The organism is Streptomyces swartbergensis (assembly GCF_002148965.1).
Classification (GTDB): domain Bacteria; phylum Actinomycetota; class Actinomycetes; order Streptomycetales; family Streptomycetaceae; genus Streptomyces; species Streptomyces swartbergensis.
In genome coordinates this window covers 1-14,365 of record NZ_NGFN01000067.1, presented here as the reverse complement: position 1 = coordinate 14,365, position 14,365 = coordinate 1, and the positions used below count along the sequence as shown (strand labels likewise).

The window sequence follows — 14,365 nt, the reverse complement described above, 5'->3', positions numbered from 1 at the left end:
CGGCCCGGTCCTGGCGCGGTTCCGGCGGGGAGGCCGGGCGCACGGTACGTCATTCCTTCGGGTGGCTTTGTTCCCCCAAGTGCTGAATATGCCCTGTTGGCTGCCACGATGAGTGACGGAAGACGCCCGGTCGCCGCCGTTCGGGTCCAGGGGTTCCAGGCAGCACAGGAGGTTCCTCGTTGTCCCAGCACCAGCTTCCCGCTCAGCACCGGGGCGGCCCGGCGGCGCCGCCCGACGACGTCACCCGGGCGCCGGGCGAGATCCTGCCGCTGACCGCGGGGCAGCGCGAAGTATGGCTCGCCGAGCAGCACTCCCCGGGCCTGCACACCGCGCTGCGCCTGGGCGAGTACCTGGAGATCCACGGCCCGGTCGACCCCGCCCTGTTCGAGACGGCACTGCGCCACGTGGTGGCCGAGACCGACGCGTTGCGGGTCCGCCTGGTGCCCGGTGACGACGGACCCGTCCAGATCCTGCAGCCGGAGCTGCCCTGGACACTGCCGTTCGTCGACGTCAGTGACGCACCCGACCCGGACGCCGCCGCCCGGGCGTGGATCTCCGCCGACCTGGCCCGGCCCATGGACCCGGCCTCCGGCCCGCTGTTCAGCTACGCGCTGTTCCGGCTGGAGCCGGACCGGTACTGGTGGTACCACACCTACCACCACGCCGCCATCGACGCCTTCGGCTACGCCCTCGTCGCCCGGCGGGTCGCGGCGGTGTACACGGCGCTATCCCGAGGGGAGGAGCCCGGCCCCTGCCCCTTCGGCCCGCTGTCGGAACTGGTCCGCGCCGACCAGGACTACCGCGACTCCGAGGACCGCATCGCGGACCGGGAGTACTGGCTGCGGCAGCTGTCCGGATGGACGGGGACCGCCGCTGGAACCGCTGGAACCGCCGGAACCGCTGGAACCGCCGGAACCGCTGGAACCGCCGGAACCGCCGGAACCGCTGGAACCGCTGGAACCGCCGGAACCGCCGGAACCGCTGGAACCGCCGGAACCGCCGGAACCGCTGGAACCGCCGGAACCGCCGGAACCGCTGCCGGGACCGTCGCCCGGACACCGGCCGGGACCGCCGGGTCCGCGCCCGGCACGGAAGGGACGGGACGGGAACCGGGCGTACCCGCGCAACGGCGACCGTCCGGAGCCCCGGCCCTCGGACACATCCCCCGGACCGACCTGCTGCCGCTCCCGGACCCGCGGAAACTGAAGGCGGCGGCCTCGCGCGCCGAGGTCTCCCGGTTCCGGCTCGTCTTCGCCGCCGTGGCGCTGTACACGCAACGGCTGACCGGCGCCCGGGACGTGGTGCTCGGGCTGACGGTGGCCGGCCGCGTCGCTCCGGCCACCCGGGCGACGCCCGGGATGCTGGCCAACAGCGTCCCCGTACGCCTGACGATCCGGCCCGACATGCCGCTGCGGGAGCTGCTGGCCCAGGTCGACACCAAGATGCGCGAAGCCGTGGAGCACCAGCGCTACCGCGCGGAGGACCTGCACCGCGACCTCGCACTCTCGCGCGGCCCCGGGGTGGCGTACTCCCCGATGGTCAACCTCATCGGGTTCGACTACAACATCTCCTTCGCGGGCCACTCGTGCACCGCCCACAACCTGTCCTTCCCGCTCGGCGCCGACCTGATGATCATGGTGTGGGACCGGCGGGACGGCTCCGGCCCGCACATGCGCCTGCACGCGGCGCCCGGACTGTACGACGACAGCGGCCTCGTGGACTGCCGGCGGCGGCTGCTGCACCTCCTGGGGCACATGACGGACCTCGACCCCGATCTCCCCGTCGGCCTGCTCGACTTTCTGCCGGCCGAGGAGCGCCGGAGCCTGCTCGCGCAGGGAGACGCCTCCCAGGCGGGTGCCCCCGCCGTCCCCCTGACGACGCTGTTCGAACAGCAGGTGCGCCGTACCCCGGACGCGGACGCCGTGGTCACGGGCGAAAGCACCCTGTCCTACCGGGAGTTGAACGCGCGCGCGAACCGGCTCGCGCACGCCCTGGCCGGTCGCGGCATCGGGGCCGAGGACCTCGTCGCCCTCGTCCTGCCCCGCTCGGCCGAACTCACGGTGGCCGTCCTGGGAGTGCTCAAGGCCGGTGCCGCCTACCTACCGGTGGACCCGGCCTACCCTGCGGAGCGCCGGCACTACATGCTGGCCGACGCCCGCGCCGCCCTGGTCATCGACGACCCGCGACAGGTGGCCGAACTCGCCGAGGGCTTCCCGGACACCGACCCGGGCATCACCGCGGACCCGCGCCACCCGGCGTACGTCATCTACACATCGGGTTCGACCGGGCGGCCCAAGGGCGTGGTGGTCACCCACACGGGCATCGCCTCTCTCGCGAAGCGTCAGACGCGCCTGCTGAGTGTCACCCCCGACAGCAGAATCCTGCAGTTCGCCACGCCCAGCTTCGACGCCTCCGTCGCGGAGCTGTGCGCCGCGTTGCCGAACGGGGCCGCGCTGGTGCCGGCTCCCGTGACCGACCCGGTGTCCGCGCTCACCGACCCCCGCCTGCACGTCACCCACGCGATCGTGCCGCCGTCGGCCCTGACCGCGGTGTCCCAGACGGACCTGTGCGCGTCGACGGTGATGGTGGCCGGAGAGGCGTGTCCGCCGAGCGTGGTGGCCCAGTGGGCACCGCGTCTGCGCATGGTCAACGGCTACGGGCCGACGGAGACGACGGTCGCCGCAGCCATGAGCGACCAACTGGTGCCCTCGGACGCGGCCCCGCCCATCGGACGCCCCATCCCCGGCAGCCGCCTCTACGTGCTCAACGCCATGCTCCAGCTGGTGCCGCAGGGCGCGACCGGGGAGCTGTACGTCGCCGGGCCCTCCCTCGCCCGCGGCTACCTGGGACGACCGGCGCTGACAGCCGAGCGGTTCGTGGCCGACCCCTACGGCCCTGCGGGAAGCCGCATGTACCGGACCGGTGACGTGGTCCGATGGCGCTCCGACGGCCAGCTGGACTACATCGGCCGAGCCGACCACCAGGTCAAGATCCGCGGATTCCGGATCGAGCCGGGCGAGGTCGAGGCCGCGCTGGCCGCGTGCCCCGGCGTGACGCAGACCGCGGTGCTGGCCCTCCCGGACCGACGGCGGGGCGATCTCCGGCTCGTCGCCTACGTCGTGCCGGCCGACGAGCACCCGGCACGGCCCGAACTGCTGCGGGAACACCTGCGCCGGCGCCTGCCCGCCTTCATGGTGCCGTCGAAGTTCGTGCTGCTCGACACGCTGCCGCAGACGCCCAACGGAAAGCTCGACCGCGCCGCCCTGCCCGAGCCCGAGGACGCACCCGTCCCGTCCGGCGCGGCCCCGCGCACGCCCCGGGACCAGCTCCTGTGCGAACTGTTCGCGCAGGCCCTCGGACTGCCCACGGCCGGCATGGACCTCCACTTCTTCGACGCGGGCGGCCACTCGCTGCTGGCGATCCGCCTGCTCTCCCGCATCCGGGCGGTGCTCGGCGTCGACCTGAGCCTGGGCACGCTGTTCGAAGCCCCCACCGTGGCCCTCCTCGCGGACCGGCTGGACGGCGCGGACCGGGAACGCCGCCCGGCCCTGACCGCCCGTGAACGACCGCTCGCCGGCCCCGAGGAGCCCGCCCCCCTCTCCCACGCCCAACGGCGCCTGTGGTTCCTGTACCGCGCGGAAGGGCCCGGCCCCACCTACAACATCCCCCTGGTCCAGCGGCTGACCGGTGAACTCGACCGGGACGCGCTGGAGAAGGCACTGGGCGACGTGGTGGACCGGCATGAGAGCCTGCGCACCGTCTTCCCCGAGGTCGACGGCGAACCCCGTCAGCGGATCCTGGACCCGTCCACGGCCCGTCCGACGCTGCCCGTCGCCGAGATCGACGACGAGGAGGCCCTGCACGCACGGCTGCTGGACGCCGTCCGCTACCCCTTCGACCTGGCGATCGAACCACCGCTGCGCGCCGAGCTGTTCGCCCTGGGCCCCACCGAGCACGTCCTGGCGATCGCGGTCCACCACATCGCCGCCGACGGCTGGTCCCTGGCGCCTCTGGCCCGCGACCTGGCCACCGCCTACGCCGCACGCCGCCGGGGCGAGGAGCCGCACTGGGAACCGCTCCCGGCGCGATACACCGACTACACCCTCTGGCAGCGCGACCTCCTCGGCGACCAGGACGACCCCGGCGGACTCCTGCACCGCCAGCTCGCCTACTGGTCCGACGCCCTGGCGGACCTGCCCGAAGAACTCCCGCTGCCGTACGACCGACCCCGCCCCGCCGTCGCCTCGTACCAGGGCGGACGCGTCCCCCTGCGGATCGACGCGCAGCTGCACACCGCCCTGACCACACTGGCACGCCGGTCCGGAGCCAGCCTCTTCATGGTGCTGCACGCGGGCCTTGCGGCACTGCTGACCAAGCTGGGCGCCGGCACCGACGTGCCGGTCGGCACCGTGATCGCCGGCCGTACCGACCGGGCCCTGGACGACGTGGTCGGATTCTTCGTCAACACCCTGGTGCTGCGCACCGACACCTCCGGCGACCCGGCCTTCACCGCACTGCTGGACCGCGTACGCGGCACCGCACTGGCCGCCTACGCCCACCAGGAGGCCCCCTTCGAGCAGTTGGTGGAGACCCTGAACCCGGTGCGGTCCCAGGCCCGCCACCCGCTGTTCCAGATCGCGCTCTCCCTCGACGCCGACGACAGCACCGGATTCACCCTCCCCGGTCTGCGCTCCTCCCGCGTCCCGGTGTCGACCGCGACCGCCAAGTTCGACCTGGACATCGGGGTGTACGAACAGCGCTCCGACCAGGGCGAGTGCCTCGGCCTGAACGTGACCTTCGACTACGCCGCCGACCTGTTCGACCACGGCACGGTGCAGGACCTGGCTGCACGCTGGGCCCGCCTGCTGGAAGCGGCAGTCCGCGACCCGGACCGCCCGATCAGCCGCATCGACGTCCTCAGCGACGACGAACGCCGGCTCCTCCTCGACGGCGCCGGCCCCGCCACTGCCGCGACGGCACAGCCGCCCGCGGCCACGATTCCCGAGCTGTTCCACGCGCAGGTCCGCGCCACCCCCGACGCGGTCGCCGTGGCCGCCGACGACACCGCGCTGACGTACGCCCAGGTGAACGCCCGCGCGAACCGCGTCGCCCACGCCCTGGCCGCGCACGGCGTCGGAGCCGAGGACATCGTCGGCGTCGCCCTCCCACGCTCGGGTGACCTCGTCGTGGCCCTGCTCGCCGTACTCAAGGCGGGAGCCGCCTATCTGCCGCTGGACCCCGGCTACCCGGCTGCGCGCCTCGCGGCCATGGTCGCCGACGCGCGGCCCGTCCTGCTCCTCACCGACACGGCCACCGCCGCGACCGCCGATCCCCCCACGGGAAGCCCGAGTTGGCCGCACGACGCGCCGCGGACACCGCGACTTCTCCTGGACGCGCCGGAGACCGCGGCGGAGCTGGCCGGAATGCCGGACACCGACCCCGAGCCCCGGCTGTCCCCCGACCACCCGGCCTACGTCATCTACACCTCGGGCTCCACCGGCACACCCAAGGGAGTCGTCACCCGCCACGCGAGTGTGGCCGGCATCGCCGCCCAGTACCGCGACGAGGTGTTCCGCCCGGCGGCCGAACGCCTGGGCGGCCGGCCCCTGCGGGTCGCGCTGACCGCCTCGGTGTCCTTCGACGCCTCCTGGGGCCAGCTGGCGGCCCTGATGGACGGTCACGAGCTGCACGTGCCGGACACCGCGACCTGGACGGACGCCGACCGGTTCGTGGCCTGGCTGGTCGACCGCCGGGTCGACTCGGTCGACGTGACGCCCTCGTACCTGCGGGTGCTGATCGACCGCGGCCTGTTCACCCACGACGCCTGGCGGCCGAGCGTGGCCGTGCTCGGCGGCGAGGAACTGCCCGAGCCGCTGTGGCGGGAACTGCGGGCGGTGGACGCACTGACGGCCCACAACATGTACGGCCCGACCGAGTGCACCGTGGACTCGGTGCGCGCACGGCTCGACAGCGCCGACACCCCCGTCCTCGGACGGCCGGTCCCCGGCACCCGCGCCTACGTGCTGGACGCGGCGCTGCGACCGGTGCCCCCCGGCGTCACCGGTGAGCTGTACCTGGCCGGTGCCGGACTGGCGCGTGGCTACTTGCGCCGTCCCGGCCTGACGGCCCAGCGCTTCGTGGCCGACCCGTACGGTCCGCCGGGCACGCGGATGTACCGGACCGGAGACCTGGCCCGCCGGCGCGCCGACGGACCACTCGTCTTCGCCGGACGGGCGGACGACCAGGTCAAGATCCGCGGCCACCGCGTCGAACCCGGCGAGGTCGAAGCAGTCCTCTCCACCCACCCCGGCATCGCCCACGCCGCCGTCGTCGCCCGCGCCGACCACCGCGGAGAACTGCGCCTGGCCGCCTACACGGTTCCCGTCGCGGGAGCCCGGACCGACCCCGCCGAACTGTGGTCCTTCCTCCGGCGGCGCCTTCCCGCCCACATGATGCCCTCCGCTTTCACGACGCTGGACGCCCTACCACTGACGCCGAACGACAAGCTCGACCGCGACGCCCTGCCCGTTCCGGACTTCACCGCCACCGCCGCGAGCGGCCGTCCCCCCGGCACGCCCGAGGAGCGGACGCTGTGTGCCCTGTTCGCCCAGGTGCTGGACCTGCCCGAAGTCGGCGTCGACGACGACTTCTTCGCCCTGGGCGGCCACTCCCTGCTCGCCACCCGGCTGGCGAGCAGGATCGGTGACACCCTGGCCGTCCCCTTCGGTCTGTCGGCGCTCCTGGAGGAACCGACGCCGGCGGGCCTGGCCCGACGACTGCGCGCGGACGACCCGCACGCGGCAACGTCGTACGTGCCCGCCTCGGAAGCGAAACTGAGCCCCGCGCTGCGCTTCACCCCGCCCGCCCGGCCGGCCGGCGACCCGCGGGAGATCCTGCTGACAGGAGCCACCGGATTCGTCGGCGCGTTCCTCCTGCCTGAGCTGCTGAAGGGAACGGCGGCCCGGGTGCACTGCCTGGTCCGGGCGCGGACCGACGCCCAGGCCCGGGAACGCCTGGCCGCGGCACTGCGCGGCTACGGGCTCACGGCACGGCTGGACGATCCACGGCTGAACATCGTCCGCGGCGACCTGGCCGCCATCGGCCTCGGGGTCGGTCCGGCAGGCTGGGCACAGCTGCGCGAGACGATCGACATGATCGTCCACAGCGGCGCGCACGTCCATCACCTCTCGCCCTACGGACGCCTGAAGCCGGCCAACGTGGACGGCACCCGGAGCCTGCTGCAACTGGCGGCCGAAGGGCGGCCGAAGACGTTCCACCACCTCTCCACCCTCGGGGTGTTCCGGCCCGGGTACGACGCCCGCGTGGTCACGGAGGACTCACCGATCGACGGCGAGCGGCATCCCTTCGGCCGGGGCTACGCGGCGAGCAAGTGGGTGTCCGACCGGCTCGTGGAGCAGGCCTTCGAGCGGGGGGCGAGCGGCGGGATCTACCGGCTGGGCCGCATCTGGGCGCACAGCGCGACCGGCGCCGTCAATCCGGACGACATGTTCTCCCGGCTGCTCACCAGCTGCGCGGCGCTCGGCTGCCATCCGGCGGACCCGGGACTCGACGAGACCCTGCTCCCCGTCGACGTCCTCGCCGGCGCGCTCGTGGCACTGCTGGGCCACGGCGACGGGACCGGCTCCGTGCACCACCTCCACCATCCGCGCACGATCGGGCCCGGCGCCTTCCTGGCCGTGCGCGACCGGCTGCGCGGGACGCACTCCGAAGAACTTCCGCTCACCGCGTGGCTGCACCGCCTGCGCCGCGCGACCGAGCGGGGGCAGGACCTGCCGATCCTGCCCTACCAGGCGTATCTCGAAGAGTTCGCCCAGCGGCCGCCGACCGCCCGGCAGCCGGTCCTGGAGTTCCGCAACGACCGGACCGTGCAGCGGTTGCGGCACGCGGGGATCGCGATCCCCGATCTCGACGAGGCGGCGATCCGCAGCTACTGGGGCTTCGTCGAACAGCCGCGGGAGCGCGTGCCCCAGCCGAAGCCGTAGCCGTAGCCGTATGCCGTAGGCGTAGCAATGTTTGCCGTTGGCGGTACACCCGCCGGAAACCAGTGATTGTGGCGATGGTTTTGCTCGACAGCCCACCCGCTGACACCCCGACCCACCCCGCCCCGACGAGAGTGCGGATGCGACCGCGCTCGATCGTGCCCGGCCGCCAGCGCTGGGAAGTCGACCACGTCCGGGGCAGACCCACCGTGGCGCGGCTGACCGAGGCGTCCCTGCGGCAGGCCTGCGGCATCCAGGAGGCGCACGTCAGCCCGGTCACCGGCCGGGTGCTGCTGCGGCACGACCACACCCTCAGCCCACGCGACGCCGCCCGGGTGCTGCACCGGACGGTGCACCACACCCTGGCCGCCCTGCGGGCGCGCGCCGCGGACCTGCTGGGCCGCGCCGCCGCACCGCGGAGTGAGACCGCGGGCGCCGGCCACCCCGGTGGCCGAGCGGCGCACCGCGCGCCCGAGGGCCGCGCCCGCAGCCGGGTGCCGAAGGTGCTCGGAGCCGCGGGCGCCCTGGCAGCGGCCGTCGCCGGCGGCCCCTTCCTGCTGAAGCTGCTCAGCCGACCCCTGCTCACCCTCGGGCTTGCCACCGCCGCGACGGTCGGCGTCGTCCGACGAGCATGGCGCACATCAGAGCGCGCCCAGCGGGAAGCGGACGGCACCGCGCCGCGCGGCCACGCCCTGCGGCGCATCATCGGCCCGCACAAACGGAAGTTCGGTCTGGCCGCCCTGCTGTCCGGTCTCTCGCAGATGGCGGAGATCGCGCTGTTCGCCCTCAGCCCCTCGATCGTGCTGCTGGTCGCCAAGGGTGGCAGCGCGACCCTTGCCGGACTCGGCATCGCCACCGTCACCGGTCAGCTGTCCCTGCTCGCCGGCGCGGCCGGCGCGGCCTGCCTCGCCATGGCGGCCACCGGCTACGGCGCCAGTGTCATCTGGCGCCGGCTGGCGCAGGACATCGAGGACGACTGGCGCACCCGCAGCTACGAGCACATCCAGCGGATGGCGCCGGCCGACCTGGAGAACGAGCGGATCAGCCGGGTCAACGCCGTGCTGTCCGAGGACATCGGGCAGATCAGCACCTTTGTCGCGTCGAACATGAACGACGTGGTGCAGATGGTTGCGAGCCTCGCGCTGCTGGTCCCCGCCTTCCTCTTCCTCGCCCCCCAGATCGCCTGGATCGCCTTCGCGCCGATCCCGCTCGTCGCGTGGCTGTCCTTCCGCTTCCACGAGCGGGCGGTCGCCGCCAACGCCGCCTCCGACGAGCAACGCGCCCGGCTCAACAGCAGGGTGACCGAGAACCTCCACGCTCACACCACCATCAAATCCGCGGTCACCGAGGACCATGAGATCGCCCGGATCACCGAGCTGAACCGCGAGTACAGCGAGGCCAACCGTGCCACCGGACGCACCGCGGCGATCCCGCCGCAGATCCTGCGCCTGGCCGGTGGTTCGGCCTTGGTCGGCACGGTGCTCCTGGGCGGTCGCGCCGTGCTGAGCGGCACGCTGTCGACCGCGGCGTTCGGGCCGCTGATCGAGATGCCGGGCATCGCCATGCTGAAGCTGTCCCGGCTGGGCAGCACCGCCGACCAGTACCAGCGCGCGGTCACCGCCCTGGAGCGGGTGGAACGGCTGCGGGAGCTGCCCGTCGAACCCGTCGAGGGAGGCCGCCCGGTGCCTGCCCGACAGGTGAAGGGGGAGATCGAACTCCGCCAGGTGACCTTCGCCTATCCCGGCCGACCACCGGCGCTCCGGGAGACCTCCCTGGTCATCCCGCCGGGCCGGACCACCGCGCTCGTCGGCGCCAGCGGCGCCGGCAAGACCACGATCGCCAAACTGCTGATGCGTTTTCACCACCCCGACGCCGGGCAGGTGCTGCTCGACGGCACCGATGTGCGCACACTGGCCCTGCCCGACCTGCGGCGCGCGATCGGATACGTCACCCAGGAGCCGTTCCTGTTCGACGCGACGATCGCGGAGAACATCCGCTACGGCACCTTCCATGCCACCGACGACCAGGTCGCCGCCGCCGCCCGCACCGCCGGAGCGGACACCTTCATCGAGTCCCTGCCCGACGGCTACGCCACCCGGGTCGGTGAACGGGGCGCCGCGCTGTCCGGCGGGCAGCGACAGCGGATCGCGCTGGCCCGCACCATCCTGGGCGACCCACCGGTCATCGTCCTGGACGAGGCCACCTCCGCCGTCGACAACGAGACCGAGGCCGTCATCCAACAGGCCCTCCAGGTGTTCGGCAAGGACCGCACCATGGTGGTCATCGCCCACCGGCTGTCCACCGTCCAGGGCGCCGACCGGATCTATGTGATGGGCCCGGGCGGACGGGTGGCCGAACACGGTACGCACGAGGAACTCGTGACGCGCGGCGGCACGTACAGCACCCTGTGGAACCTGCAGTCCGGGAAGGCGAACGGACGTGCGCCGGTCACCGGGACGACAGCGCGGCCGGTTCGCTGAAACGTTTGTCATTCGTTCGGGTGGCAACCCTTGCAAGACTCCGGAAAACCGCCTCTGACCTGGCATGATGATAGTCGGATCCGCACCTCGCCGTACGCGGTTCGGACGTATCGTCACCCCCTCGGTTCACCCGGAAGGGTGACCGCACAATGCCATACGCCTCCACCATGCCGCCGGCACTCACAGGCCCCGAGCACCCTCCTTCACACACGAGTCGCGCCTCGGGCCGCGCACCGGGGCCGGAACGGAGAGCTGACATGACGCACGCGACCAATCCCTTCGACGACGAGGAGGCCCGCTTCCTCGTGCTCGTCAACGATGAGGGCCAGCACTCGCTGTGGCCGGCCTTCGCCGAGGTGCCCGACGGCTGGACCGTCGCGCACCCCGAGGACACCCGGCAGGCCTGCCTCGACCACATCGAGAAGGCGTGGACCGACATGCGGCCGCGCAGCCTCGCCGAGGCGACGGACGCCGGGGGGTGAGGCGATTGGCCGGCGAGCCGCTCGGACCCCGCCTCGGTGAACCCGTTCATTCCTTCGAGCCGTCAGGACCGCACGTGTTTCTCTCAGAATCCCGCGCCGCGCTTTCCCGCCATCCCGCACTGAAGGACTTCGCCGCCCGCGTCACCGACTTCCTGGACATGCACCTGCCCGAACCGGTCACGGAGGAGAGCGGCCGCCCACCCTGGCTCGACCTGCGGCGGCGCGCCGCGGAGGCGGGCCTGACGGGATTCGACCTCGCGTGCGCCCGCGACGCGGTCCCGCTCGTTCCCCCGGGCCTCGAGCGAGTCGCCCAGGGGCTGGCGATGTTCCTGGCTGGGCGGCGGGACTGCGACGCGCGGGAGATCTTCAGCACGGGCCATGGCGCCATGGCGCTCAGATACGGCACGCCTCTCGTGGTCCAAGCCGTCCGCGACCGTGTCGTGGACGGGGGCGAGCTGGCGGGCGTGGCGTCGAGCGAACCGCACTCCGGGTCGGATCTGCGCGGCCTGCGGACCGTGGCGGTCGACCACGGCGACCATCTCCTGCTCTCCGGTACCAAGGGCCTGGTCAGCCGAGTGGAGGAGGCCACCGGTTTCGTTGTCTTCTGCAAGGTCGTCGACCCGGAGCAAGCTGCCACGCGGCATGACGGCGGCGTGTGGCTGCGTGAGGTGCCGCTGTCGGCGCTGTGGCTGCCGACGCAGACCGTCGGCGTGCTGTCGGAGACCACCGTCCCCCTCGGTCTGCGGGGGTGGAGCATGGGTCATCTGCACTTCGACAATGTGCGGGTCGGCAAGGACTGCCTGCTGGGGGCGCCCGGCGACGGCCGCCGGATCTTCGACACGCACTTCTCCGGGTGGCGTCTGATGATGGCTCTGGTCTGTCTGGGCGCCGCGACCGCCGCGATCGAGGAGACGATGGACCGCGCCCGCCGGCGCAGCGTGGGCCGGACGTCACTGGCGAACGTGCCCTCCGTCGTCGCCCGGCTCGGCATCGCCGCGGCGGAGGTCCAGGCTGCGACGGCCTGGTGCTTCTCCCTCCTGGAACGGATGGACCAGGAGGGAGACGTCGATGTGGCGGCCTGCTCCGCCGCCAAGGCCCTGGCCACGGACATGGCCTACCGCGCCGTCGACATCGGGCTTCAGCTGCACGGCAGTGAGGGCTACACCCGGTGCGTCCCCATGGAAAAGCGGCTGCGGGACATCCGCGGGCTGCGCATCGCAGACGGCCCCAACGACACGCTGTACAGCGTGCTGGCCCAGTCCCTGCTGGCGGGCTCAGGGCCGGGCGTGCCGCTGGTGACGCAGCGAAAGCCGTGAGCGTTCAATCGAGTTTGCTCCTGAGCATCGAAAGATAGAACGGGAGTTTTTGCACCGCCTTTTTGGGCACCACGTAGACCTCCACCTTTCCCTGTAGATGGTCATTGATGGTGAGGGTGCACTTTCCCTGTAAATGGCGCACTTCGGCGGAGTAAAGAATTTCCTCCGCCGTGGTTTCGAGCGCCCCATCCGGCCCGCTCGTCGCGGATTTCTCCATGTGAACTCCCGCCTCAAGAATAAACTGGAAGACAGGGCGCCTCGGCGCACCATGGTGCATGCTAGGGCACCATAAAGGCAGGGGAGATCAAAGGGTGTGACCGGTGTACTCGAAAGGGTGAACCATCTGGGGTTATTCTGGCGATGGCGACTTTGGGGCACTAGACTCAGTTTATTCGAGGGTGCTGACACAAAATGTCGGCACGGTGTGAGAAAGGCTGTACTGGCGATGCTTCCTGTGATTCCTGTCTTCTTGATCGGGGCCGCTTCCGCGCCCCTCATCAAAAAGATCGTCCGCGGGACTGTGAAGTCCTCCGTAAAGCTGGCGCTGGACGCCAGGCGAGTCGCCCACGAAATCAACGAGGACCTGAGCGACATCGCCGCCGAAGCCACCGCCGAGGTGTTCGCCGCCGACCTCAAGGAGGGGTCGGAGGTGCCACGCCAGACCGCCAAGAAGGTTCGCCCGACCACGGCGACCCCTTGACCAGCGGGAACGCAGAAGCCGATGCGCGTCCGGGCGCTGCTCGACGTAGTGGTCGATGTCGGCCCGAGTGAGGCCGGCTTCGAGCCGTACGCGGGTCTCGCCGGCGTTCATGGCGGGAGCGTGGCCGAATTCGGCGTGTGTACCGTCTCGTCCGCTTGACCCTCACCTCAGAGCAGATCACCGCCGATGAGGTCGCGGCCGCCGCGAGGCGCACGGACCTCGACATGCGCGCCGGAACACAGGTCGTCTGCTCGCTCGTCGGCCCTTGTCCAGGTCGTCTACCGGGCACACGGGCCGCCCTCGCGGGGACATGCAACCCTGACCAGCCACGACTTTTCGGTGTTTCCCCTTGACCGCGCTCGCCACCGTCCCGTCGATGCCGTGCACCGGCCCGCGATGCGCTTCACCGGAGGGGAGATCTCCCTCCCGCACCGTCACTGTCCGTAGGACCGGTGCGCGGTGCGCAGAGTGGCGTCCACTCCCGCATCACCGACCGGGGAGTGGACGACACCGTGGTGCGCATTCGGTGCGCTGTGCAGTCCACTCGGTGCGCACCATCGGGTGGGGGGAGTGCGGTGCATCATGCGCAACTCATCGCGCCGCGCGCACTGGTGCGCCTCCGCGCGCCGCCGTTCCCGGTGGCCGGTGCGCGTGGCGCGCGACGGCCGCCAGGAGTCGGCTCTACGATCCGCGCGTGGGACAGACCCCGGCACAGAAGGCCGCGAAGGCGGCACGCGGGCAGCAGCCGAAGAAGCGGCCCGGCAAGGCGCAGCGCGAGGCGGTCAAGCGGGCGCAGGCAGCGAAGAAGAAGGCGGGCGGCGGGAAGCCGGCGGCGAAGAAGGCGGTGCCCTGCCGCGCGGCTCGGTGCGCGCCGCGTACCCGGGCACCTGCCCGGCCTGCTTCAAGGACTACGCCGAGGGCGAGGTCATCACGAAGGTGACCGACCGCTGGGGACACCCCGGCTGCCCGCCCCGGCAGATGTCCGCAGCAGAGCAGGAGTTCGCCCGGAACAAGGCCCGGATCGAGAGCGGCGAGACCTTCCGAGGCCAGAAGCCCTCGCACTGGCGGCGCGGAGCCTCGCCGTCCAGCACCCGGCCTGCCCGCTGAACTCCGCCCCGGCGACGTGGCGTCGGTCACGGACACCGTCCGGTCAGGGGGCAGTCAAGGCGAAAACGGACACCCATCGGGTCTGCTCGTCAGACCGCGGACAAGGGGTGCTTCCTCACGGTGGCTCCGGCTCGTGCGCAGACCCACGCGCGGGCCGGACGACCGCCGACCCGTCCCGCAGGCCGGAAAACCGAGGACACCGTGCCCGCCGACATCACACCCGACCACGCCCACGAGCCCCACACCATCGCCGACCGCGCACCCGCCGGCGGCGTGGACC

The 14,365-nt window shown here is 72.2% G+C and carries 7 protein-coding genes; 6 read left to right on the top strand and 1 reads right to left on the bottom strand.

Annotated features, from left to right (window positions below; genetic code table 11):
• Positions 1-179 precede the first annotated feature (179 nt).
• The 4 genes from CA983_RS13625 to CA983_RS13610 all read left to right on the top strand — a co-directional run bounded on the left by CA983_RS13625 (position 180) and on the right by CA983_RS13610 (position 12,278).
• Positions 180-8,003, top strand: a complete 7,824-nt coding sequence (locus tag CA983_RS13625) for a non-ribosomal peptide synthetase (protein ID WP_086601158.1) — start codon at positions 180-182, stop codon at positions 8,001-8,003.
• Positions 8,004-8,140: 137 nt separating this feature from the next.
• A complete protein-coding gene (locus CA983_RS13620; RefSeq protein ID WP_244206869.1) occupies positions 8,141-10,480 on the top strand; it encodes an ABC transporter ATP-binding protein in 2,340 nt (779 codons plus the stop codon).
• A gap of 257 nt (positions 10,481-10,737) precedes the next feature.
• Positions 10,738-10,962 (top strand): MbtH family protein, encoded by a 225-nt coding sequence (locus CA983_RS13615; RefSeq protein ID WP_086601157.1) that lies wholly within the window; start codon positions 10,738-10,740, stop codon positions 10,960-10,962.
• A gap of 74 nt (positions 10,963-11,036) precedes the next feature.
• Entirely contained in the window at positions 11,037-12,278 is a 1,242-nt protein-coding gene (locus CA983_RS13610) for an acyl-CoA dehydrogenase family protein (RefSeq protein WP_244206867.1), read from the top strand.
• Positions 12,279-12,282: 4 nt separating this feature from the next.
• On the opposite strand, the gene CA983_RS13605 is transcribed toward CA983_RS13610, so the two are convergent.
• Positions 12,283-12,495: a hypothetical protein gene (locus tag CA983_RS13605; protein WP_086601155.1), complete on the bottom strand. Its 213-nt coding sequence runs from the start codon at positions 12,493-12,495 to the stop codon at positions 12,283-12,285.
• A 252-nt stretch (positions 12,496-12,747) separates the two neighbouring features.
• Between CA983_RS13605 and CA983_RS13600 the strand changes: the two genes are divergently transcribed.
• Together CA983_RS13600 and CA983_RS47835 are read left to right on the top strand one after the other, a co-directional pair.
• Positions 12,748-12,978, top strand: coding sequence for a DUF5132 domain-containing protein (locus tag CA983_RS13600; protein ID WP_279628433.1), 231 nt, complete (start codon positions 12,748-12,750; stop codon positions 12,976-12,978).
• An 864-nt stretch (positions 12,979-13,842) separates the two neighbouring features.
• On the top strand, positions 13,843-14,085 hold the full coding sequence (locus CA983_RS47835; protein WP_244206863.1) for a PHD finger domain-containing protein: 243 nt from the start codon (positions 13,843-13,845) through the stop codon (positions 14,083-14,085).
• Positions 14,086-14,365: the final 280 nt, after the last annotated feature.

Bases quoted from the DNA above. Each gene is read 5' to 3' on its own strand.
- CA983_RS13620 (WP_244206869.1), top strand. From the start codon at position 8,141: ATGCGACCGCGCTCGATCGTGCCCGGCCGCCAGCGCTGGGAAGTCGAC.
- CA983_RS13615 (WP_086601157.1), top strand. From the start codon at position 10,738: ATGACGCACGCGACCAATCCCTTCGACGACGAGGAGGCCCGCTTCCTC.
- CA983_RS13605 (WP_086601155.1), bottom strand. From the start codon at position 12,495: ATGGAGAAATCCGCGACGAGCGGGCCGGATGGGGCGCTCGAAACCACG.